Source organism: Caulobacter sp. Root655, assembly GCF_001427665.1.
GTDB lineage: Bacteria > Pseudomonadota > Alphaproteobacteria > Caulobacterales > Caulobacteraceae > Caulobacter.
On record NZ_LMHC01000001.1, the window covers coordinates 531,950 to 555,962 of the forward strand.

12 protein-coding genes, 1 tRNA gene and 2 pseudogenes are annotated in these 24,013 nt (G+C 66.3%); 10 read left to right on the forward strand and 5 right to left on the reverse strand.

Going from position 1 to position 24,013, the window contains the following annotated elements; translation table 11 throughout:
- The first annotated feature begins 7 nt into the window (after positions 1 to 7).
- On the forward strand, positions 8 to 1,534 hold the full coding sequence (locus ASD79_RS02470) for a HAMP domain-containing sensor histidine kinase (protein WP_056719461.1): 1,527 nt from the start codon (positions 8 to 10) through the stop codon (positions 1,532 to 1,534).
- 188 nt (positions 1,535 to 1,722) lie between these two features.
- Here ASD79_RS02470 and ggt read toward each other — a convergent pair whose 3' ends face one another.
- A complete protein-coding gene (ggt, locus tag ASD79_RS02475; RefSeq protein WP_056719462.1) occupies positions 1,723 to 3,444 on the reverse strand; it encodes a gamma-glutamyltransferase in 1,722 nt (573 codons plus the stop codon).
- A 216-nt stretch (positions 3,445 to 3,660) separates the two neighbouring features.
- Here ggt and ASD79_RS02480 point away from each other — a divergent pair.
- Positions 3,661 to 3,737 (forward strand) — tRNA-Arg (locus tag ASD79_RS02480).
- 179 nt (positions 3,738 to 3,916) lie between these two features.
- Here the strand turns inward: ASD79_RS02480 and ASD79_RS25460 are convergent.
- Positions 3,917 to 4,225, reverse strand: a pseudogene (locus ASD79_RS25460) (site-specific integrase); the annotation flags it as partial.
- 312 nt (positions 4,226 to 4,537) lie between these two features.
- Between ASD79_RS25460 and ASD79_RS02485 the strand changes: the two are divergent.
- From ASD79_RS02485 to ASD79_RS02495, 4 genes are read left to right on the forward strand one after another with little or no spacing between them, the layout of a single operon-like run.
- Positions 4,538 to 8,542, forward strand: a complete 4,005-nt coding sequence (locus ASD79_RS02485) for an RHS repeat protein (protein WP_056719463.1) — start codon at positions 4,538 to 4,540, stop codon at positions 8,540 to 8,542.
- The gene (locus ASD79_RS02490; RefSeq protein ID WP_056719464.1) at positions 8,539 to 11,208 is read left to right on the forward strand and encodes an RHS repeat-associated core domain-containing protein; all 2,670 of its coding nucleotides are present in this window, start codon (positions 8,539 to 8,541) and stop codon (positions 11,206 to 11,208) included. The genes ASD79_RS02485 and ASD79_RS02490 overlap by 4 nt, the downstream gene beginning before the upstream one ends.
- Before the next feature lie 2 nt (positions 11,209 to 11,210).
- The gene (locus ASD79_RS23660; protein ID WP_156400324.1) at positions 11,211 to 11,537 is read left to right on the forward strand and encodes a hypothetical protein; all 327 of its coding nucleotides are present in this window, start codon (positions 11,211 to 11,213) and stop codon (positions 11,535 to 11,537) included.
- A complete protein-coding gene (locus tag ASD79_RS02495) occupies positions 11,534 to 11,716 on the forward strand; it encodes a hypothetical protein (protein WP_056719465.1) in 183 nt (60 codons plus the stop codon). Before ASD79_RS23660 ends, ASD79_RS02495 begins: the two co-directional genes overlap by 4 nt.
- Before the next feature lie 13 nt (positions 11,717 to 11,729).
- Here ASD79_RS02495 and ASD79_RS02500 read toward each other — a convergent pair.
- Positions 11,730 to 12,131, reverse strand: a pseudogene (locus ASD79_RS02500) (HipA domain-containing protein); the annotation flags it as partial.
- 356 nt (positions 12,132 to 12,487) lie between these two features.
- Between ASD79_RS02500 and ASD79_RS02505 the strand changes: the two are divergent.
- The 4 genes from ASD79_RS02505 (at position 12,488) to ASD79_RS24840 (ending at position 19,700) form a co-directional block, all read left to right on the forward strand.
- Positions 12,488 to 16,501 (forward strand): RHS repeat protein, encoded by a 4,014-nt coding sequence (locus tag ASD79_RS02505; protein ID WP_056719467.1) that lies wholly within the window; start codon positions 12,488 to 12,490, stop codon positions 16,499 to 16,501.
- Between the two features lie 35 nt (positions 16,502 to 16,536).
- Positions 16,537 to 19,149, forward strand: coding sequence for an RHS repeat-associated core domain-containing protein (locus ASD79_RS02510; RefSeq protein WP_162252328.1), 2,613 nt, complete (start codon positions 16,537 to 16,539; stop codon positions 19,147 to 19,149).
- A 39-nt stretch (positions 19,150 to 19,188) separates the two neighbouring features.
- Complete coding sequence (locus ASD79_RS02515) at positions 19,189 to 19,449, forward strand: hypothetical protein (RefSeq protein ID WP_156400326.1); 261 nt, start codon at positions 19,189 to 19,191, stop codon at positions 19,447 to 19,449.
- Positions 19,450 to 19,511: 62 nt separating this feature from the next.
- Positions 19,512 to 19,700, forward strand: coding sequence for a glycoside hydrolase family 97 catalytic domain-containing protein (locus ASD79_RS24840; protein WP_156400368.1), 189 nt, complete (start codon positions 19,512 to 19,514; stop codon positions 19,698 to 19,700).
- Between the two features lie 21 nt (positions 19,701 to 19,721).
- On the opposite strand, the gene ASD79_RS02520 is transcribed toward ASD79_RS24840, so the two are convergent.
- Both ASD79_RS02520 and ASD79_RS02525 read right to left on the reverse strand, forming a co-directional pair.
- The gene (locus tag ASD79_RS02520; RefSeq protein ID WP_056719470.1) at positions 19,722 to 20,729 is read right to left on the reverse strand and encodes an SMP-30/gluconolactonase/LRE family protein; all 1,008 of its coding nucleotides are present in this window, start codon (positions 20,727 to 20,729) and stop codon (positions 19,722 to 19,724) included.
- Positions 20,726 to 23,743 carry a DUF2339 domain-containing protein gene (locus ASD79_RS02525; RefSeq protein WP_056719471.1) on the reverse strand — a complete coding sequence of 1,006 codons (3,018 nt, stop codon included), beginning with the start codon at positions 23,741 to 23,743 and terminating at the stop codon, positions 20,726 to 20,728. The genes ASD79_RS02520 and ASD79_RS02525 overlap by 4 nt, the downstream gene beginning before the upstream one ends.
- Between the last annotated feature and the right edge of the window lie 270 nt (positions 23,744 to 24,013).

Sequence of the window (24,013 nt, forward strand, 5' to 3'; positions counted from 1 at the left end):
CAGACAGATGGCCGAGCCGGTCACGCCGCCAGAGACAGAAACTCCCCGACCAGGGCCAAGGCCCGGGCGGCGCTTCCCGTGGCCCGGCGGCCTGTCGGCGCGCCTGCTGCTGCTCACCGTGCTGTTCGTCGCCATCGCCGGGGCTTTCATCCTGCCGCCGGCCCTGGCCGCCTTCGAGGAGCAGTGGCTGCTGGACCGGGTGCGGGCCGCCGAACTGGCCTCGACCATCGCCGACGCCGACCCCGAACGGCGGGTCACCGAGCAGGTCTCGCAGCAGCTTCTCGACCAGGCCGGCGTGGTGATCGTCGCCCTGGAGGTCGATGGGGCCCGCCGCCTCGTCCTGCCCGCCGAACCGCGCGGCCTGAAGATCAAGCCGCCCTACCTGGTCGACCTGCGCCGCCAGAACCCCGGCTCGTGGCTGGCCGCCCCGTTCTTCACCCTGAAGAGCGCGCCGGGCAGCATGGTGCGGGTGATGGCCGAGCCGCGCTTCCGCCAGGAGGCCGAGTTCGTCGAGATCGTCCTGCCCGACGCCCCCCTGAAGGCCCAGCTGATCGGCTATTTCGGTCGGCTGGCGGCGGTCACCGTCTTCGTCGCCGCCCTGGCCGGCGGTCTGATCTACCTGTCGCTGAACTTCCTGCTGGTGCGGCCGATGCAGCGGATCACCCAGGCCATGGAGCGGTTTCGCGCCCAGCCCGAGGACCCCACCGCCCGCGTCGTCGTCTCGCGCCGCCGCGACGAGATCGGTCGCGCCGAGCGGGAGCTGGACTTGATGCAGTCCGACCTGCTGGCCGCCCTACAGGCCAAGGCCCGCCTGGCCGCCCTGGGCGAGGCGGTGGCCAAGATCAATCACGACCTGCGCAACATGCTGACCAGCGCCCAGATGGCCTCGGACCGCCTGGCCGCCCTGGGCGACCCCAAGGTGGCCCAGGCCCTGCCGCGCCTGGAGCGGGCCCTGGACCGCGCCATCACCCTGGCCACCGACGTCATGGCCTATGGCAAGACCAAGGAGCCGGCTCCGGTGGTCCGTCCGATCCTGCTGCGGGCCGCGCTCGACATGGCGGCCGAGGACTCCGGCCTGCTGCCCACGGGCGTGGCCCTGGAGACCGTGATCGACGCCCGCGAGCAGGTGCAGGCCGACCCGGACCAACTTCACCGCATCCTGACCAACCTGCTGCGCAACGCCCGCGAAGCCATCGAGGGCGCGCCGGATCGCGGCGGCAAGGGCAAGGTCTTCGTCGAGCTGCGCCGGGCCGACGGCATGAGCGTCTTGCGACTGTCGGACGACGGCCCCGGCGTGCCGGAGCGGGCCCGCAACAACCTCTTCCAGCCGTTCGTCGGCTCGGTGCGGCGCGGCGGCACAGGCCTGGGCCTGGCCATCGCCCGCGAACTGGCCCAGGGCCATGGCGGCGACCTGGCCCTGGTCGAGACCGGGCCGGGCGGATCGGTGTTCGACCTGACCCTGGCGGGCGCGCCGGAACCGGCCCCGGAAGCGCCGATCGAACCCGCGAAGCCCAAGGCGAAGTCGAAGCCCTGAAACCCTCTCCCAAAGGGAGAGGGAGGGGCCCAAGCGAAGCTTGGGAGGGTGAGGGGTTTAGTCGTCTGACGGCGTGCCGGCAGGGCGCTCGGAGAAAACGGTGAGGGCGTAACCCCTCACCCTCCCAACCGCTGCGCGGTCGGGTCCCTCCCTCTCCCTCCGGGAGAGGGTTCCTAAATCTGAAACCCCTATTCCAGCCCCCGCGCCACGCCCTCGCGCCGGGGGTCCGCCCCGCCCTCAAGCACCCCGCCCGGCCGCACGATCACCCCATGCAGGCCCGAGGTCTCGTTCTGGCCGGTCTTCACCGCCACGCCGCGCGCCTGCAAGGCCGCGGTCATCTCCGGCCCCAGCTTCTCGACGTCGGCCGAGAAGGTGTCGCCGCGCGCCACCATGTTGGGCAGGTTGATCGCCTGCTGCATGGTCAGGCCCCAGTCGAACACCCCGATCATGGCCTTGAGATTGTAGGACAGGATCGCCGAGCCGCCCGGCGAGCCGACGGCGGCCAGGAACTTGCCGTCCTTGTCGAGCACGATGATCGGAACCATCGACGAGCGCGGCCGCTTGCCACCGGCCACGGCGTTGGCGGCCGGGGCGCCGTCGCCGTCCGTGGGGTCGAAGTTGAAGTCGGTCAGCTGGTTGTTGAGGAAGAAGCCGCCGACCATCCGGCCCGAGCCGAACACGCTCTCGACCGTGGTGGTCATCGACACCACATTGCCGGCTGGATCGACGATGACCATGTGGGTGGTGCCCGCCGGCTCCAGGGTCTTGTCGGCGCCCACCGCCGGCGCGCCCTTGGGCAGGCCGAAGCTCGGGGCGGGGCCGGCCGTCTCGCCGATCAGCTTGGCGCGTTGCGCCACATAGGCCGGGTCGAGCAGCCCCTCGATCGGGACCTTCACGAAGGACGGGTCGCCGATATAGCGGTCGCGGTCGGCGTACATCACCCGCTCGGCCTGCGCCAACTGGGTCCAGGCGATCGGGTCGCTGGGGCCGCGCTTGGCGATGTCGGTGTGCTCCAGCATCATCAGGGCCTGGATCACCGACACGCCGCTCGACGACGGGTTGGGCACGCAGACGGTGTAGACCTTCCACGGCCGGCACAGAGCGTCGGCCGAGCGCGGCCTGTAGGCCTTGAGGTCGGCCAGGGTCATGCTGGAGGGCAGGTCGCCCTGGCGCAGCCGGTCGACGATGGCCTGGGCCAGCGGGCCCTCGTAGAGCGCGCTGGGGCCCCGCGAAGCCAGGCTGCGGAGGGTGGCCGCGTAGGCCGGGTTCTTCAGGGTGTCGCCGGCCTGGTAGCGCTGGCCGTTCGGCTTGGTGAAATAGGCGACCGCGTCGGGGGCCTGGCCTTGCGGGATGCGGGTGCTGTTGATCATGCCGGCCAGGCGGGGGCTGACCGTGAAGCCGTCGTCGGCCAGTGTCTCGGCGTCCTTGAACAGCGTGCCCCACGCCGCCTTGCCGTGCTCCTTCTGGGCCTGGGCCAGCATGCCCACCGCGCCGGGCACGCCGGTCGAGCGGCCCGACAGCACGGCGGCGACGAAGTTCAGCGGCTTGCCGTCGGGGCCCAGGAACAGCTGCGGCGTGGCGGCCTGCGGGGCTTTCTCGCGGCCGTCATAGGCAGTGACCTTGCCGGTCTTGGCGTCATAGAACGTCATGAACGAACCGCCGCCCAGCCCCGAGCTCTGCGGCTCCACCAGGCCCAGCACCGACTGCACCGCCACCGCCGCGTCGACGGCCGAGCCGCCGTCCCGCAACACCCTCAGGCCCGCCTCGACCGCCAGCGGATTGGCGGCGGCGACCATGCCACGCGGGGCGTAGGCCGGCGCCGTGGCCGCGACGGCCGGGGTCGGGGACCCCGCCGCCAACGGCGCGCAGCCGGCGAGCAGGGTGAGGAGCAGCGGAGCGACCAGACGCATGAACGAACTTCCGTCGAAACGGCGACCGGCGCGGGCGCCGGACGGCCTTGGGGCACGCGGACGGCCAAGGTCGCCCAACTCTCCAGAAAGGGAGCGCGGCCTTGCGGGTCAAGGCCTCAAGCCCCTTCTCCACAAACTTCGCGCCGTCTGCATCAAAACCCGCTTGCGCCCCACCGGTGAACGGGCTATCTCCCCCGCCTTGCCGAAAGGCAGTGCGCGCCCGTAGCTCAGCTGGATAGAGCATCAGACTACGAATCTGAGGGTCGGACGTTCGAATCGTTCCGGGCGCGCCATCTTTCTTCGACATGCCAGACCGTTGAGAACCGTTGCCATTCAACGGCTCGGGCGGTCGCGAGCAACCGTCTTCGGACAATTCAGCAGACAGTTCAGGAGCCTCGGTCTGACGCTCCTGTGACCACTTTTGTGCCAAGGTCCGCAGTTCGTCGTGCAGATCGTCGGTCCGAAGATGGCCGTATCGGGCGCTCATCTGGAGCGTCGAATGGCCTAAAACCCCGCTCAAACGGTAGAGGTCACCGCCCCCTTGAACCCACCATGACGCGAAGGTGTGGCGAAGGTCGTGCCAACGGAAGTCTTTGATTCCGCTTGCCTTCAAGGCTGACGCGAATGCCTTCTTCGGGTCCACATAACGGCTGCCATCGGATTTGCAGAACAGGTAGGGCGACGTCGGTCGGTTGGGAGTGTGCAGGAGGCTTTCGACTGTGACCGCTGCTGTGTCCACTAAGGGCACGCGGCGTGGCGCGTTGGTCTTCGTCTTATCGAGATGAAATCTCTCTCCTTTCGAGGTCGATCGCCCTCACTGTCAGACCCAGTAGCGCTTCGCGCCGCATCCCGGTTTCGACCGCCAGCACGAGCATGGGTTTGAGGAAGTTGGGCGCCGTCCGCTGCAGGGCCGCGAATTCGATACGAGTCAGAAACCGGGTCCGAGGGCGATGTCCGGTTGCGGAGCCAGGGAGCTTTTGGCGCGTCATTTCGGAGGCGGTTCAGATCTGCTTACAAGCTTGACAATGTGAGATTTTTCTCTGTTCTTTCGCATGAAGCTTTAGGTTGATTTTCGAACCTGGGTGGGGGTTTCATGAGAAGAGCCAAGCTGCTGCCTATCGTTGCCGCGAGCGTCGCGGCGATGGTCGGCGGACCGGCGGCCTATGCCGCATTGCCTGCGGTGAAGCTCCTGACGGCGCCTTTGGTGACGCCCGCGGACGCCTGGAACTACTATGGCGGTGCGGAGGCCCACAGCGATGGCGTGCTGGCCTGGACGACTCCCCCGCCGGAGATCAAGGCCATGGCCCGGTCACTGGGCGCCAGTCGCCTGACGGCCGGTCTTGGCCAAATCGACACGGATCAGTACGCTTCCAATATCGCTGCCTACGTTCGCAATAACATCAAGACCGAGTTCCGCTTCGGCTTGGCCAAGGGGGGGCGGGGCGCGCTCATCGACTTGTCCGGCACGCCGTTCGATCAGGCCGACCTGATGGTGCGCCTGCTGCGCGCGGGTGGGGTGTCGTCGTCGTTCCAGACGGGCACGATCACCCTGAACGCTCAGCAGTTCGGCCAGTGGACAGGCCTCATCAAAGGCCTGGATCCCGTCGCCCAAACCTTCACGGTCGATGGCAAGGCCGCGTGCCAGCTACTAGCCGACGGCGGCGTCCCGGCGACGGTCAACGGCGCGAACGACTGCGCTCTAGTCTCGGGCGATCTCTCCACCGTCACCTTGACGCACGTCTGGGTGCAGACGAACGGCAAGCTGTATGATCCGTCCTTCAAGCGTCATCGTCTGGCGACGCCAGTCGCGCTGAGCGCGGTCACAGGCTGCGCGGCGACCACTTGCGCCGCGACCGTGACGACGCAGGCGATGGCGGGCGCGACCACTGGCGTGCTGGGAACGATGGCGATCCCCTATGTCCAGAACGTCAACGCCGGCGGCGTGACCGCCGGGATGAACGCTATCGCCACCCAAACCGAGGCCAGCCTGCGCGCGACGACCTACGCCAACATGTCGTTTTCGGACTTCACTGGCCAGAAGAAGATCGACGCCAGCTTCAGTCCCGTCGCTTCGGCGTCGCTGCCCTACATTGCATCGACCCAGTTCACCTGGAACTGTGACGCCGCCGCGAGCACCTGTGGCGTGCCTGATCAGTACAGGGCAACGTTCACGATGACCATTTTTGGTCAATCATACACCTTCTTCGGCGACGAAGCGGCGAACCGGGTTCTCGTGATCCGGAACTACGGCCTGTATTCGGACGGCGTAAAGATCGCGACCTATTCCTGCACGACCTGCGGTGTCACCCTCAAGACCCGAGCTGGCGGTGTGACGGGCGTCCAAGACAGCACCACCATGATGGGGTTTTCGGTCAATCATCCCTATGCCGCCAATGGCGGAGTCTATGCGGACGATAGCGGAAACTTGGTCGTATACGATGTGGCGCGCAACGCCGTCACGATCGTGGACGGCTTCGGCGACTCCGGTCTGGCCGCCCAGCAAGCCTATGCTGACCTCGAGGTCGAGCATAACGCCGTGTTGGGCACATCGGCCTCTCTCGTCAGGCCTGAATCTGGGGCAGCCATAGGCATTTTGCGATCTCAGCAGTCCCTCGTGGAGGGCGCGGTAGGAGCGGCGTTTTCCACGCCGGTGACACGGCACCATGTTGTTGGTCTGATTAACTTCGGCACGATCAGCGCCCAGCATTCCCTCTCGTTGCAATCCGCGACTTCGGATGCCGCGACCCTGACGGCCAGCTTCAAGACGGTCGCCCTGCTGGACTCCATCTTCGAGACCGCTATCGAGAACGCGGCGGTTCACACAAGCGCCCCGTCTCTTTTCGTGCTTGCGAACGAGAAGGGCATCCGGTTCATGAACTTCACCAGCGCTCAGGCGAGCGCTGCGCTGCTACAGACTCAGAATTACACCACCGACGATAAGGCGAGGATCATAGCGGGAGCAGGAGAGGGTTTTGATTTCATCCTTCCGCAGAACTCGACCACGGGATGCTTCACGCTCGCCGCCAACCCCGACAACGGTAGTGTAAGCGGCCAAACCTGTCTGTACGCCGAAACCGAACCCAGCCTCGCCTATCGGGACGGCAAAGTTTCCTATCTCATTGGCAACGAGCTCAAGGGCCAAGGCGTCAAAATTCCGGAAATCACGCCGCGCATCGAACGCGCCGACTATAGCCTCAAGCAGAAGAGCTATTACAGCGTCGACTTGGCCCGTGGGGCGCTGACCATCAAGCCCGCGCCGGATATCACGACCGGCGCCGGCGAATTCCCTATGAGTCTGTCATTTATGCGCACCTATGACTCAGGCGCCTCGGTAAGGGAAATGACGAGCCGCGCCGGGTCTCTGCAGAACAGTCAGATCACGCGTAGCTACAGTGCGCCCGGGACCCGATTGCAGGTTGTGGGCTCATCTGCAGGAGGGGAAGACTTCGACGCTTCGGGCCCGCTTGTCGGTGGCGGCTGGTCAAACAACTTTCTCATCTCGGCCGAGATTCGGCCGAACGTTCCATTCGCGTTTGGGCAAAAATCTCTCCTGCACGCGTCGACCGTCCTATCGGCCATCGAGGTCATGCAGGGGGTTCACCTCAGCGAGTCGTTTGGCGGACGGTTGACGGCGATGTTCATCGGCGACTGGCTTGTCAATCAGGTTCAGGAAAACACCATCGCCCTGACCACGGGGCCGGACGTCCAGACCTTCTTCAAGCTGCCCAGCGGGGCCTATCAGGCGCCGTCCGGGGCGACCGCGAAACTGACCCTTTCCGGGGATCGCATCGTGAGAATGGTTGATTCGAAAGTCCAAGCTTTTACTTATCACAATCTAGAAATCAAATATACCGGCTCCGATGGAGCCACGATGACACTTGTCCGTCCCGGAAAGACCCTTGGTGGCGTGAATAGAACCACTGGAAATCTTGTTCACCCCTCGAAGTGGGAGTTTTCGAACGGTGTTGTTGTAAATTTTACCTATAACAACCGTGGCCTTACGTCGGTATACAACAACCTTGGGCGGTCTTTGACCTTCGTTACGGGCGGAGATACATCATCATCGATCCAATCGATCGTCGATGATAGCGGCCGGACTGTCAGTTACGCGCTTAGTGACTGTCCGTGGACCCATCCGGAGCTGCCGAGCAGCTATCCCGAAACCCTGGCCATGCCGGCGATTTTCGCCTGCAACACCCTGAAGGTCACGCGACCGGATCAGACTGTCGAGACCTACAGCTACGCGGCGGGGGATGACTCCCCCAATCCCTCCGTGGTGGTCAAATCGAGCTATCGCCTGCGCCGATGGTACTTGCCTAGCAATTCAACCACACCGTATCGCCTGTTCACCTATGACGACGTGTTCCACCTGAGCTCCATCAAGGACCCTCTCGGTCGAGAGACCAAGTATTTCGAAGGTTCGATCGGTGACGAAACTTTGAAAGTGACTGAAGTGGTGTCCCCGGGCGGCGACGTGGAGCGACACGTCTTCGACGACTACAACAGCCTTCTGAGTTCAGAGGATGCCCTGCATAGGAAGATCACCAAGCGTTATGATGCGTCACAGCGGCTGATCGGCGTCACCTATCCAGAAAGTAATTCAGCGACCTACACCTACGACGTCCGGTCGAATCTAAAGACTGAGTCCAACATCTCGAAATCCGGATCGGAGATCCTCACCGCGACGACGAATTACATGGAGGGCAGCACAGTCTGGTCGTGTGTGAACATATACACCTGTGACAAGCCGCTCACGGAGACCGACGCCCGCAACAATACGACAACCTACACCTGGGACTCGACGACCGGGCAGATGACCAAGGTCGTCAAGCCGCTCGGCGCGCAGACCGACCTGTCCTACGACAGCTATGCGGGAACCGACGGTGGAACCCTGCGGCTGCCGGGCCGCAAGACCGAGAAAGTTTCGGCCAGCCAGAACATCGTGACGACCTACGCCTATGACGCGGCCAAAAAGTTCGTGCTCAAGAGCGCGGCGGTTGATCCGGGCGGAGCGGCCAGTTCCATCACCTGCTTTAAGTTCGACGCGGTGGGCAACCCGATCGGGGTCACCGATCCGCGCGCGGGAGCCTGCCCATGAGCCGCGCGATCATCACTTCGGCGGCCGGTAGGGCTTGGAGGGTCGCGGCGCTGCTGCTGCTCACAGGCTGGCTGGCGCTGAGCGCCGCCGCGCCGGCCCACGCCCAGATAGCCGACGACTACACGACCTACTATCAGTGGGACGGACAGCGGCGGCTGACGATGAAGATCGGTCCCGACCCGGACGGGTCGAACCCGCGTCCGGACAATACGGCCTCGGCCAAGCGGCGGGCGGAGAAATACACCTACGACGACGACGGCCAACTGATCCAGACGGACGTGGGGACGGTGACCGCGGTGGCGGTGTCGGCGACGGGCGTGGTCACGGTCACCGACTGGGCGGCCGAGCAGACCACCCGGGTCCGCTATGACGCGACCGGCAACAAGACCCAGGTTTACGCAGCTGGAACCGCGCCGACCCTGACGCAGATCAGCTACGACGCCGACGATCGCCCCGTCTGTTCGCGGGTCCGGATGGACGCCACCCTGTTCGCCGACCTCTACACCGCCACCGACCGGCCGGACGCCTGCGCGACCCCGGCGGCGGTCGCCAATCCCGACCGGATCACCAAGACGGTCTATGACGCCGCCGGCCAGGTCACCCAGGTGATCCAGGCCCTGGGCACGGCCGACCAGCGCGCCTACGCGACCTACAGCTACACGGCCAACGGCAAGCAGGCCTCGATCAAGGACGCCCGCCAGAATCTGACCACCCTGCGCTATGACGGCTTTGACCGGCTGTGCCGCCAGGAGTTCCCGGCCGTGGCGGTTTCGTCGGCGGTCTCCAACGGCCCGCCGGCCCCGCCAAACCAGGACTATCTGGCCTGCCGCGCGACCCTGGCCGAGGCCCAGGCGGCGACCGGCGGCGACTTCGAGGAGTACGGCTACGACGCCAACGGCAACAAGACCTGGCAACGCAAGCGCGACAACGGCGGGCTGAGCTACACCTACGACGCCCTCAACCGTATGACGATCAAGAGCGGCTCCAGGATCGCCACGGTCAACACCGCTTATGACCTGACCGGCAAGCCGACCGACATCACGTTCGGGATCGGCGGTTCGGGGATCATCTATGGCTACGACACCGCCGGTCGCCTGACCTCGGAGAAGAGTTACGGCCGCGAACTGAAGTTCGAGTACGACGCGGCCGGCAACCGCACCAAGGTCACCTGGCCCGACCTGTCCGAGGCGGCCTACGCCTATGACGCGGCCGGCCGGCCCAAGTCGGTGGCGGCCGGGGCGGCCTCGATCACCTACATCCACGACGACCTGGGCCGGCGCGGCGACCTCAACCGCGCCAGCAACGCCAAGGACCACTTCGGCTACGACAGCGGCAACCGCCCGACCAACTGGACCCTGACCTTCACCGGGGCGGGCAAGAACCAGAGCGACACGCTGGGCTACAACCCGGCCAGCCAGCTGGTCAGCGAGGCCCTGGGCAACGACCTCTACCGGTGGACCGGCTTCAGCAACGACCGAGCCGCCACGGCCGACGGCCTCAATCGCGACGCCACCCTGGTGACGATCGGCGGCTACGACCTCAATCAGAACCTGATCAGGGACAACACCCGCGACTTCACCTACGACGGCGAGAACCGGCTGACGACGGTGACCGGTCCAGCCAGCGCCACCCTGTCCTACGATCCGCTGGGCCGGCTGCGCGAGACCAACATCAACAACGTCGTCACCCAGTTCCTCTATGACGGTGACAAGCTGACGGCCGAGTTCAGCGGCTCGGCGACCACGCCGCTGCGCCGCTACCTGCACGGGGTGGGCACGGACGTGCCGCTGGTCTGGTTCGAGGGCGCGGGCCTGGGCGACATCCGCTACCTGCATCCCGACCGCCAGGGCTCGATCGTGGCCTGGAGCGACGCCGCGGGCGTCGCCCAGGCGACCTACACCTACGGCCCCTATGGCGAGCCCGGCGACAACTGGGCGACCGGCAGCCGCTTCCGCTACACCGGCCAGATCGCCCTGCCGGAGCTGAAGCTCTATCACTACAAGGCCCGGGTCTATGACCCGATGCGGGGCTGGTTTCTCCAAACCGACCCCATCGGCTATGGCGACGGGCTGAACCTCTACGGTTACGTGGGGAATGATCCGCTGAATAAGAGCGATCCGACTGGGACGGCGGAACTGCCGCAGTGGTTGGTCGACGCGTTCCAACGGACAGCGCCGCCTCCATCTGGTGAGCAGGTCCAAAGCTATGGCGGCGATAAGCAGGAGGTAATGGGAGCGTCGATCCGAAGCGCCCAATATCGTGCTGGAATAGAGTTGACTAAATTGGAGGTCGCCGCCGCTGAATTCTTCCTTGGGGGACTTGAATTTACTGCGGGTAAGGTTGCTCAGCCGGCTTTGACTACTGTCGGAAGGTGGATGGCGAAGTCTGAGCTCAATGCGATGGTGGAGAGTGGTGTTGTCCAGGAAAGTCTCAGTGGAACTACACACGTAGCAATGCCTGCATCAGCAAGCGCGTTTAAAGCTGCTCCAAAGGGGAGTCTGTATGTGGAGTTTTCGGTTCCTTCCAGCACTCTGAAGCCGACATCGAACGGCTGGGCAAAGATCGTCGGTCCCAATTCGCTCGAAGGGCGGCTGGCGGCGAGGAGAGGTGAACCGGTTCCTCAAATGCCCAAGGTGGAAGATATTCGCGTGCGAGGAGGAAATTAGCGGTGTCTGGAGCTCAAATCATCGACCTCTGGATTGAGGTTCACGCAAGCGAAATACACGAAATGGTAGAATTCGTAGTCCGGTCAGATAACTGGAGTACTGCTCCAAATTCGGGTGCTTGGGTCGACTTTGAAAGCGACATTGCATGGGCGCGTATAACTGTATGGCCTGAAGGCCAGGCAGACTTAGAAATTGTAGATGCAAAGACATCCGAAAATGTATTTTGGAGGCACTGCGATGATTTGCGTGATGAAATCATCGAAGAATGGTTTTCAGCTTTCAAAGATTTGTTCAAAACTGTTGGCGGGGTGAAAGGTTCCCGCCGATGACGCCTTCGCAGACCACGCCCACGCCCCAACCTGGCGACCGCCTCGTCGCCGCCATCGAGGCGCAGACGGTGGCGATCGAGCGCGCGATGCTCAAGGCGTTCTGGACCCAGCTCGCTGGCCTGACGGTGGTCATGTTGGTGGCCATGACGGTGTTCGTGTTCGTGGTGAAGGCCGGCTGAGGCCATCCATCCGCTAGCCGATCGCGGCCCGATCGCCCCAACCCGAGGGGCTGTCCCCGTGCCGGAAGACCGCCTTGGGTGACCTCAAAACCCGCCAAGCTCTCCGCAGCGACCATCGCGCCCTGATCACCGCCAACTGAGTATCGATGATCTCCCGCGCCTTTTCCGCCGAAAGAAGGAACTGCGGTGCAGCTTCGAGACATATCGTCAGTTGGCTCAGCCGCCTATTGCCGTTGATCAGCATGGCTTGGGAGGCCTCACCCCCGGTTCGGCCTTGCGGGCATATGTCGTAGGCGGGCGTGAGTGAGAGCATTCTGCCGTCCCAGAATGCTGCGTGGTTACGAGCATGATCGTCGGTGTTGCCCGACAGGATGTTGAACACGACGCGGCCGAATAGCTCCTCCAGAGTTCGCGTCGGCTCTCGGGCATGTCGATCTTGGCGGGCGTCGAGACTGACTCGCCGAGCCTCGCCAGAGTTCGGTGATCGACGCTCAGACCGGCGCGAAGGGGTGAGGAGCGGATGTTCAGCGGTCGACGTTCAACCAGACCCAAACTCGATGGCGGAATGGGTAGAGGGTTCCGGTCAAGAAATCCCTAGGTTGACCACATCGCAAGCTGTGCCCTAAGCCTGGACCCTCAAGGTCAAGCTGTGAGTTCAAAATGGGCGGATTGATACGCGTGGCGGCTTTGGGGGCCTTGGCTTTCGCCACCCTCTGCTTCTCCCCCGGCATGGCTCGCGCAGATGTTCCTTCTGTCAGGCTGGCGAGTGGCATGCTGGTCAGTCCCAGCATCGCCGAGGGCTATTATGGAAACGGAACGGCCCATACGAACGGGCTCTGCGCCCTTTCGGCCAGCGCCTGCACGCCCTGGCGTCCCACCGCTATCCGGGACCTGGCCAGATCGCTGAGCCGCGGCGGAACGCTGTCGCTGGACGACTTCGCCATGCGCACCGCGAATCATGTTCGCAACAACGTCGCGACAGAGTTTCGCTACGGCCTTTCGAAGGGCGGATTTGGCTCCTTGCTCGACGCTTCCGGTACGGCCTTCGATCAGGCGCAGCTGATGGTCGAACTGTTGCGGGCCGGCGGCCAGCAAGCGGGCTACCAGGCCGGAACGATCACGCTGACGGGGGCGCAATTCGCCGATTGGACCGGGATCACCCAGGCCGACGCGGCATGCCGTCTTCTCGCGGATGGCGGCGTTCCGGCCGAGATCAACGGATCGACCGTACCATCCTGCGCCTATTCGGGCGCCGTCTCCACCGTGACGTTGAGCCACGTCTGGGTCGTGGCCGGCGACAAGCTCTATGACCCGTCATACAAGAAGCGTCTGAACCGGGGCGGCGTGGATCTGCCCGCGGCGATGAACTGCGGCGTGGCCTCGGCGTCCAATTGCGGCGAGCTGGCCCGCGCGGCGGCCATTCCCGTCGGGACCTATTATCAAGGCAACGACGGCGTCGCCAACTACGTACAGCATGTCGATACCGGGGCCCTGGGCGTCAAACTCAACCAGTACGCGCGTGGCGTCCAGAGCTATGTCGAGACGTCCGCGCCAACCGCCAGCCTAGTGGAAATCGCCGGCGGCCACACGATCGACCAAGCCTATACGCCGATCCCGGCCGCGAGCCTGCCCTATACCGCCAGCGCCAACCGGGTATGGACCACCGAGATCCCCGACGCCTTCCGCAGCCGCTTCCGCATTTCGTTCGACGCCATATCGGTCTGGCTCTACGCCGACGAAGTGGCTGGCAACTGGATTCATGTCGGCGCGACGCTCAACGGCACCGCCAACGGCTCGAACTTCAACCGGCGCTCGGCGCTGTTCCTGGAGCGCGAGGCCGGCTCGGATGCCCCGATCAATGCCGGCGTTCTGTATTCGAACATGTTGGGCGCCTATGCCGACACCAACCAGATCATGGTCCTTGGTGTCGCAAACTTCAGCGCACCGTCCAGCTGGGTGACGATCGATCTGGAGGCGAACCACCCCTACGCCGCCGAAGGCGGCGTCTACCTTGATCAGACGGTAAGCAAAACCCAGTATTTCGACGCCAACTACCCCACTCAAAGCGGAGTTTTCAATCCGATCTACATCATCCAGAGCTGGGGCGAGACCGGACGCGGCCAGGTGGAGCGGATGGCCGCGATGGCGCGGAGCAAGGAGCCGGTCTCCGATCGACGTCTCGTTGCCGGATCGATGTTTCCCAACGGCGGCCCGCTGATCCTGCATCAGATCGGTATCCCCGAGATCGTCGCCAAGTGGCTGTCGCAATCGACCCAGTCGGCCGGGATCGTCGATGCGGTCAATCGCACCGAAACCCAGATGCACCACACGATCGGCACCGTGGTGGACACTCGATACGGCTTCTTCGTCAATGGCGAGACGACCTACGCCACGACCAGCCGCACCTCCATCGCCGCCGATCGCGAAGCCAGCGCGTTGAGCACCGCGACCCTGCTCAACACGTTCGAAGGCAGCGCGGTCGAGCAGTCGCAGGACAGCGGCAATGGCGGGTCTTCCGTCGCGTTGTTCAAGTTGATCAACCAGAAGGGCGTCAAGCTCTACGACGCCGATGCGGCAAATCTCGAGACCGTGCTGGCCTCGACCGTCAACTATTCGGACGGCGCCTCCAGCGAGAAGTCCATCCTGCGGAGCTACGCCGCCGAGGGGTACAAGCTGATCGTGCCGAAGGACGGCGACATCGGCACGCTGGGACAGACCAATTCCTACTACACTTTGGGTTGGTCGCCCTTCCTGGGCTACAAGACCGGCGCGGCGAGGACCGCCTATGTGAGCACGGCGTCGCTCAAGGGCACGTCGACGCTCACCCCCTTGCCCGACAATCCGACGGCGAGCGCCCAGCGGCAGGCCTTCAGCCCGAACGTCAACCTCGCCTCGGGAGTCTTGAAGTTCGACCTCAAGCCAGACCTGACGGTGGGCAGTGGCGATTTTCCGCGCAAGCTCGAATTTCGGCGGTCGTACGACTCTTCGGATGTCCAGATGCGGTATCACGTTGATCGGAACACCTTCATCAATTTTCCGGTTCTGGTCGGCTACGGCAATTCCGCCTCGCATCTGCGCCTGGGATGGCGGCACAATTTCGAGGTCAACGCCGCCTATGTCAGCGACGGCGACCAGGCGCTCGGCGAAAACTCGGCCCGTAACGCCGCCAACGCGATCGCCGCGATCCAGACGCTGCGCGACCTGAACCTGAACGCCACGTTCCAAAAGCGCGCAACCCAGATCTATGTCGCCAATTGGCTGGCCGACCAGATCCAGGGCAATTCGGTGGTCGTTCGCGACATCGAGGGCGCGCGGCGTTTTACACGGCTGCCGAACGGCGCCTTCGCCGCCCCGCCGGGTCAGTCTGGGCTTCTGGTCGCGGGCGGAACCCCGCGCACCGAGGTGATCGACTCCAGCGGGCACCACTTCGCCTACTATGCCGGCACGCTGCAACTGACCAACGGCGACGGCTCGATCCAGAAATTCTCGGTCGGCATCAGCAATGCCCCCTCCTACAACACCCTGTGGGGCGGTAACGGCTTTCGCATCGACGAATGGCTGTTTCCGAGCGGCGACAAGCTGACCTTCACCTACAAGGTGGTCGACGACCTCACCTCGACGGTGAGCGGCGACTCCTCACCCCCGCGTCCCCAGTTGAGCGTGCTCACCAAGGTCCAGAACTCGCAGGGCCGGTTCCTGTCGTTCGACACCAAGATCGAGACCGCGAATGTCAGCGATCCCGATGGATACACCACCGAGTATCTGGTCGTGACCGACGATACTTCACGTACGGTGCGGTTCCGCGAGAAGGGCGTTGATTTCGGCCTCGGCCCGTTGACCGCGAACAGCACCAAAGTCATCGCGGCTGATGGCTCGCAGACCCGGGCCGACTACCAGGCTCTAGTCGGAACCCAGGCCATCCCGGCGGTCCGCTTGACGGCGATGTACGTCTCGTCGAACCTGTCGTCGCCATCGGTCGCCTTCCAGTACGACGGCACGCGACGGGCCCAGCGCTTCACCGACGCCAACGGCCACTTCACGCAATATTTCCCGGCTCGAGTGGCGCCGGGCGGGGGCGTGGCGCTGGGCGAAGTCATTGACCCGACGAACCTGATCCAAGCCAGCCAATTCGACGCGCGCGACAACCAGGTCGCTGCCATCGACCCGCTGCAGCGCAAGACTGTCTACACCTACGATAATGCGGGTCGCCGGATCCGCACGGTGATGCCGGAAGGCAATGTCGAGGAACGCGGCTACGACGTGCGCGGCAATCTGGTGAAAATCTGCCAATTGCCCAAGAGCCGGACCACCGAGACGTGCAACGCCCTGGCCGGCGATCTCGTGGCCTCCAAGACCTATATGGAGGGCGCCTCGGTCTGGAGTTGTGGGCACTGGGCGTCGTGCAACAAGACCAAGACCGAGACCGACGCCCGCGACGCGACCACGGAATACGACTGGGACCTGGACACTGGCAATCTAAAGTCTATCGAGCGGCCTTCGGCCGAAGCGGGGGCGACCCGTCCGCGAACGGATTACGCCTATTCCACCTGGACTGGCGTCGACAGCACAAACTTCAGCATGCTGGCGTCCAAGACCGAGCGGGTTTCAGCCACCCTGAACCGGGTGACCACTTACGACTACGATCAAACCAACAAGTTCGTCCTCAAATCGGCGACCGAGGACTCCGGCGCTTCGCGGTTGAACCTGGTCAGTTGCTTCAAGTTCGACGGTAAGGGCCGCCTGATTTCCGTGACGGATTCGCGGGCGTCGGCGTGCCTCCAATGAGATCGTTGACGGCGCGTCGAACCATGGGGACGATGATGAAGATGGCGCCTTGGCTGGTCGCGACGCTGGCGATCAGTTGCGGCTTGGCGACTCAACCCGCGAGAGCCCAGTCAGCGACGGACGTCACCAGCTACTACGTTTGGGAGGCCAACGCCGATCGGCTGACGATGAAGATCGGACCCGACCCCGACGGCGGGGGCGTACTCAAGCGGCTGGCCGAGAAATACACCTACGACAACGACGGTCAGCTGACGAAGATCGAGGCCGGGACGGTCACCGACACGGTCGGGTCCAACTTCACCGCCATCGACACGACGGCTATCCGTTACGACGCCGCCGGGAACAAGATCCAGGTGCAGACCCGGCCCGGCACGGCGACAGCGACCCTCACCCAGTACAGCTACGACGCGGCCGACCGTCCAGTGTGCACCATAGTCCGCATGGATCTGGCGAACTTCGCCGCCTACTACACGCCGACGTCGATTTCCGACCCCTGCACGCCGCAAACCACGGCCGCCCAGGGCCCCGACCGTGTGACGAAGAAGGTCTACAACGACACCGGCAAGCTGAAGGAGGAGCTCCAGGCTGTCGGCACCTCCGACCTGCGAACCTATGCGGCCTACACCTACACCGACAACGGCAAGCCGCGGACGGTGCGGGACGCCAACATCAACATGACCTTATCGAGCTATGACGGCTTTGATCGCCTGTCCAAGCAGAACTTCCCGTCGACCGCGCGAGGCAGCGGCGTCTGGAGCGAGACCGACTTCGAGGAATATGGCTATGACGCCGGCGGCAATCGCACCTCGCTGCGCAAGCGGGACGGCTCGACGATCATCTACGCCTATGACGCGCTCAACCGCCTGAGCGGCAAGAGCGGGGCGAGGATTCCCGCCGTCCTCTACACCTACGACCTGACCGACAAGGTCAAGTCGGTGAAGTTCCAGGCGACCGGCGCCGAGGTTGCCTATGGTTACGACACGGCTGGCCGCCTGAACGCCGAGACGACGTTCGGTCGGGCCGTCGGCTTCGGTTACGACCGGGCCGGCAACCGCACCTCGATGACCTGGCCGGACGGGACCGGCGCGACCTACGACTACAATTTCGCCAACCAGCCCAAGTCCGTCGACATCGGTGTCGACCATGTCCTGTTCGGCTATGACGACATGGTGCGACGCATCAAGGTCACGGGACGCCACTTCAACCCCGACAGCAGCTACGTCGATACCACGACCACCACGGGCTATGACGCCGGAAGCCGGTTGACCGACTGGACGATGGACCTGACGGGCACGGATCGCGATTTCGGCGAGACGTTCAACTACAACCCGGCCGGCCAACTGTCGGGTCGGGGTCAGGTCGACGGCGCTTATCTGTACCAGGGATGGAGCCGCAACCTCAGCGCCACCGCCGACGGCGTCAACCGCGACCAGGCGATCGTCACGATCGGCGGCGGCGGCTGCGCGGAGACGGGCAAGGGCTACGACTGCAACGGCAGCCTGACCAACGACGGCTGGCGGACCTTCGCCTACGACGGCGAGAATCGTCTGACCTCGGCCTCCGGTCTGCACAGCGCCGCGATCGAGTACGACCCGCTGGGACGGCTGAGCAAGACCACGATCGATGGGGTGGTCACTCAATTCCTTTACGATGGTGGGCGCCTGATCGGCGAATTCAACGGGACCGGCGTCCTGATCCGTCGCTACGTTCATGGCGTCGGGGTCGATGAGCCGCTGATCTGGTACGAGGGCGGCGGCCTCTCCAGCCCGCGCTACCTTCACGCCGATCGCCAGGGTTCGATCATCGGCTGGTCGGACGCCGCCGGCGTCGGGCAACAGGTCTATAGCTACGGCCCCTATGGCGAGCCGGGCGACAACTGGGCGGCTGGCTCGCGCTTCCGATACACCGGCCAGATCGCCCTGCCGGAACTGAAGCTCTACTACTACAAGGCCCGCTTCTACGATCCGGAACGCGGCTGGTTCCTGCAGACCGATCCCATCGGGCAGGATGACGACCTGAACCTCTACGCCTATGTGGGCGCGGATCCGGTGAACAAGTCCGATCCCGAGGGCACGAACGCCATGGCCGCGGCCAGGGCCGGCGCGGCGATCGGGTGCCTCGTGACCTCCGAAACCGCCTGCGCCGGGGGCCTTGGGGCCGTGGTCGGGGCCGGCGTGGGGCTCGGCGCCGTGGCCTGCGCGAGCAGCCACACTTGCCGTGACGCCGCGGGCCAGGCCGCCGTCACGACCGGCCAGACCGCGATGGTGGTGTTGTGCCTGTCCAACAGCGTCTGCGCCCAGTCGCTGATCGGCAAGCTCACCCACCGCAACGAAACCGCGGAACCCAGCGACGGTGCACGCCTTCGGCCGAATGACATTGGAAAGGTCGAGGGCACACTCCCAGAGGCCGAAGACATCGCCGAGGATGATCTTGAGGAGAGCGCCGAGGCGCTCGAGGGCAGCATCGGAGTTCGGGAGCAAGCCGTTCGAGACCACGTGGTTGGTGACCCGGAGGGGTCAGCCAAGGCTCGTCGTCAATATGTTCAACACGTAGGCCACAACACGCGCATCCGGAATGAACGCGAACTACTTGAGCGGATCCGAAGGCGTATAGAGGAGAAGCGCGAGGAGCAACCGCGCCAACCTTGAGGGTGAGCGACGATGGACTGCGATGAAACTTACAGGAAGGTGATCGACGCCGACCATGAGGGTTATGCCCTGTTCGATCTCGCTCAGTGCTTTCTGGACGGTTACGACCTGAGCAAGCTTCGAAAGGACATGCTCTCTTCGGATGATGTGGGCATCGTCAGTGACGGCTTATTCGTGGCCGCCGAGATCGGCGGCCTTGTTGTCCAGTGCCTGCCCGAGATACGGCCCTTGGCCGAAAGCCCGGATCCGGACATCCGCAAGTCGGCGATCAGCTTGCTGTCGGTATACGACAAGGCATAGGCCCTCCGGGCGCCGGCGTCGGGCAACCGGGTCTGTAGCGACGAGCCAAGACGACCTGCCCGCTGGTTGGAGCGCAGCCTCCGAATGAAGCCGAGACCCGGCGCGGCCAGTCGACCCTGGCGGTCCAGCTGGCGCTCTATGTCGTGCTCTACAGCCCGATCCAGATGGCGGCCGATCTGCCGGGACCCCGGGGGGCGGCGCACCGCGGTTGCCCTGGGTCCTGGCTCTCCGCTTCGCTACGGCCGGGATGACAACGGGCGGGGGCGTCCCGCTCAGACCGCCAGCTTCCGGGCCTTCACCCGTACCCGCAGCACGCGGTGGTTGGACGACATGTAGAGGTGGCCGTCGGCGGCCAGCTCGCAGTTGGAGATCACCGCGTCGGCCCGGATGATCCCGATCCGCTGGCCGGCCGGGGTGAAGATCGAAACGCCGTCCTGGCTGGAGGCCCAGAGGTTGCCGGCCCGGTCGACCTTGAGACCGTCGCCGCCCTTGATCCCCGTGGCCGCGCGGTCGACGAACTGGCGGCGCGCGGTCGGGCGGCCCTGGGCGTCCAGGTCCCACGCCACCCAGCCGGACTTGCGGTCGGTGGCGTAGAGCGTGCGGCCGTCGGGCGACAGGCCGATGCCGTTGGGCTCGATGGTCTTGTCGATCAGGGTCAGACCGTTGTCGGTTCCCAGGCGATAGACGCCCGAATAGTCGGTCTGGCGGTAGGGCGAGGCCCAGTCGCCCTTCAGGCCCCAGGGCGGATCGGTGAAATAGATCGCCCCGTCGCGGGCCAGGACCAGGTCGTTGGGGCTGTTGAGCCGCTTGCCCTCGAAGCTGGCGGCCAGCACGGTCTTCTTCCGGGTCGCAAGATCGATGCGCGAGACGCAGCGGTTGCCGCTGTCGCCGACCACCAGGCCGCCGCGCGCCAGGATCAGGCCGTTGGAACCGGCCTCGCGCAGGCTGTTCGTCTCGGGCCCGGCATAGCCCGACGGCGCCAGCCAGACCTCGCCGCCGCGTGACGACGACCAGCGCATGATCTTGTTGGCCGGCACGTCGGAGACCAGCAGGAAGCCGTCGGCGCCGCCGACCCAGACCGGACCCTCGCTCCAGGTGAAGCCGTCCAGCACCTGCTCGACCGGCGCCTCGGCGTCGATCAGGGCGTCGAGCGCCGGGTCCAGGCGCTCGACCTTGCCGACCACGGGATAGGTCTTGGGCGCGGCGAAGGCCGGCGCGGCGGCGGCCAGGCCCAGGAACATCGCGGCGGCGCGGCGGGTGAGGGTTGGAGATTGCGTCACGGGGCGGTGATCCTGTCGGCGTCGGGAGAAGTCTTGGGGGCGGCGTTCAGGCGGCGTACCACCAGGGCCCCGGCGATGAACAGCGCGCCGACCGCCAGGAACGAGGCGGCGCGGACCACGCCGTCCAGGGTGGCCATGTCGAACAGCAGCACCTTGGCGGCGGTGACCAGTAGCACGACCAGGCCCAGCCAGCGCAGGGCGACGTCCTCGCGGGCCGAGGCCCGGAACAGCACCACCAGGCCGAACGCCGCCCACACCGCCGAGAAGGTCCAGGTCTCCAGCCCGCCGCGATCCAGGCCGTCGCGCATGTCCGCCCCGTGGAAGACCCAGCGGACCAGCAGGGTGACGAAGGCGAACAGCACGCCGACCGCCACGCACAGGGCGACGCGGGCGAAGGCCAGTCCGCCTCGCCGCAGGCTGGCGGCCGCCCCGGCCCCGGCCGCGTAGAGGGCCAGGACCAGGGCCACGTGCCAGGACGAGGCCATTGGCGCCTCGGAGGGGCCCCACCACGGGCTGGCCAGCCAGCCGAACACCAGCAGCGCGGCGGCCAGCGCCGTCCAGCCCACGGCGGGGGCGGCGGCGTACAGCCAGGCCGCGCGGGTGGCGTCCAGGCGACGCATCCGGAAGGCCCGGGCGGTCAGCAGGCCAATCACGGCGTAGGCGCAGGCCTCGGCCCGGCCAATGGCGGCAACGTCCATGGCCGCGCCGTGGAAGGCGTGGCGCGTGGCGGTCACGGCCCACAGCAGGGCGAAGACGGCGGCGGCGACGGTCCAGCCCCGGGTCCAGCGGTCGCGGGCGTCGGGGCGCCGGTGGGCGATCGCGCCCAGCAGCAGGGCGGGGGCCAGGAAGGTCAGCAGCAGGTCGTTGAGCAGCGGCGGGCCGCCGACCGGATGGCCCGCGCCCCACCAGGGGTTCAGCACCAGGCCGCCGGTGGCCAGGCCATGCAGGGCGCCCAGGCTGGCGACCACGATCAGCCGCCACCTGGCGATCGGGCCGTCGTCGGGGCGTCCGCGCACCGCCAGCAGCAGGCCGGCGGCCAGGATCAGGGCGGTGCGCAGCGAGGCCTCCAGCAGGGCCTGGCCATGGTCGGCGGGATGGCCGGTCGCCAGGCCGGCGTGCAGCATCAGGAACAGGCCGGTCAGCAGAACCAGCAGGGCGCCGGTCGACAGGGCCTCGGCCTCGGTGCGGTGTTCGGCCAGCTTGCCGCCGACGATCCGCGCGGCGGCCAGCAGGGCGCCGGCGGCGAGCGCGGTGACCAGGGCCAGCAGGGGCAGGGCGAGCTGGCCGCTGGAAGCGTCGGCGACGAAGCCGGGCCGCAGCATCACGGCCAGGGCCGCCACGGCGCCGGCCGTCGACGTGGCGGCCAGGCCGCGCCACGCCAGGCGGTTGGCGATCGCCGCCAGGGCCAGGGCGGCCAGGGCCATGGCGGCGGGCTCGAGGTGGTCGGCGACCGTGGCGTGGACGGTCAGGAAGGCCAGCTCGGCGGCGGCCGCGATCCACAGGCCCAGGCCGGGATCGCGGCGCGGGTCCTCGACGCGCCGGGCGATCAGGACCGCGCCGGCCGCCAGCAGCACGGCGGTCAGGCCGGCGATCAGGCCGCCCCGCTCTCCGGGCAGGTGGTCGAGGACGGGCCAGGCCAGGGTGGCCAGCGCGGCCGCGCCGACCGCGCCGATCGCCAGCAGAGGGGTCCGGTTCCCGGGCGGGCCGCGCAGGGCGCCGGCCAGGGCCGCGCCGGCCATCACGCCGGCCAGGCCAAGCACCTGCAGGCCGAGGATCAGCGGAGAATCCTCGACGAACCGCCTGGAGGTCAGGATGAACAACAGCCCCAGGGTGGCGACGACCACCGGCGCGGCGAAGGCCAGGGGCGGCGCCAGGCGTGGGACGGTCATCGCGGCGCCCGCGACGATCAGCAGGCCGCCGAGCAGCGCGGCGGTCACCGGTTGATTTCCTTCCCCGCTCTCGGCCAGCCACAGGCCGAAGGCGCCGACGCTGACCGTGACTAGGGCGATCGTCGGCAGGCGCGTCAGAAGGTCCCGGGCCGGGGGCGCGTCGTCGACCCGCCGTCGCCACAGCACGGCCGCGACCGGCCCCGCCAGGGCCAGGACCAGCAGGACGGACACGCTGGGCCCTCGGACGGCGATCAAGGCCATCAGGATCCAGACCGCCAGCCCGGCCAGGGTCACGACGCCCGCCCGCGCCCAGCGCCGAAGGGCGACGATCGCCGAACCGGTGACGGCCAGCAGGGCCACGTAGCCTTCCTCGACCAGGGGCGGCCAGACGCCGTGGCGCGACAGGGCCGGGGCCAGGAAGGCGCCGAACAGCGCCAGCAGGGCCAGGGCCTCGCCATGCAGCAGCGCCAGGCCGAGCAAGCCGGCCGAGACGGTCACGGCCAGCGCCGCCGCCACGGGCAGAGAGATCAGGCCGTAGAGCACATGGGCGGCCCACACCGCGCCATAGAGGGTGACCGCTCCGGCTCCGGCGGCCACGGCGGCGGCCAGGGCGTGACGGCCGCCGGGCGCGTTGTTCTGGCGGCGGATCCACTCGCTGGCGGCGACCATGGCCAGGCCCAGGATGGCGGCGGCGACGATGCGGAACGGCGGGGTGAACACCCCGCGCTGGGCGGCCAGCACCACCAGCAGCAGGCCGCCCAGGGCCAGGCCGCCGCCGCCCAGCCAGGCCAGGCCGTTCTCGGCCATCCAGGTCGAGGTCGCCGCCCAGGTGAGGGGGGGAGCGGATGGAGAGGGCGGACGCGGTGGCGCGGGCGGGGCTTGTGGTGCGACTGGAGGCCGGCTCACGGACGCGGCGGGCGCCGTCTCCGCGACCAAGGCGGGCGCATGGGCCGGAACGGTCGGCTTGACGGGGCTCTGCTTCGGTTCGACCGCCGCCGCCGGGCCGGGCGCGCGGACCACGGGCGGGGCGCCCGACAGGTCGCGAAGCCTGGCCTCCAGGGCCTTCAGCCGTCGGTCCTGAAGGAAGATCCAGACCGCCAGGGCGATGATGCAAAGCCAGGTCAAGCAGCGCCCCCGACGGCGTCCACGCCCGTCACGCCGAAGTTGTGCAACATTCCGCCGAGGCCCGTCCAGACGTTGCGTGAAGCGGGCTTGTCGCGACTTAGGTAGGGTGGCCTCGACGCCCGGCGCACCCTGGCCATGGCCGAGGCGGCCCTGGCGGCGCGGCAGGAAAAGTTATCCACAGGGTCGGATGATCTCGAGGACAGACCGAGAGGGGCGAACCCCGACTAGGGATAAGGCCGCGTCTATCCCCGCTCCTTCAGAATAAAATCC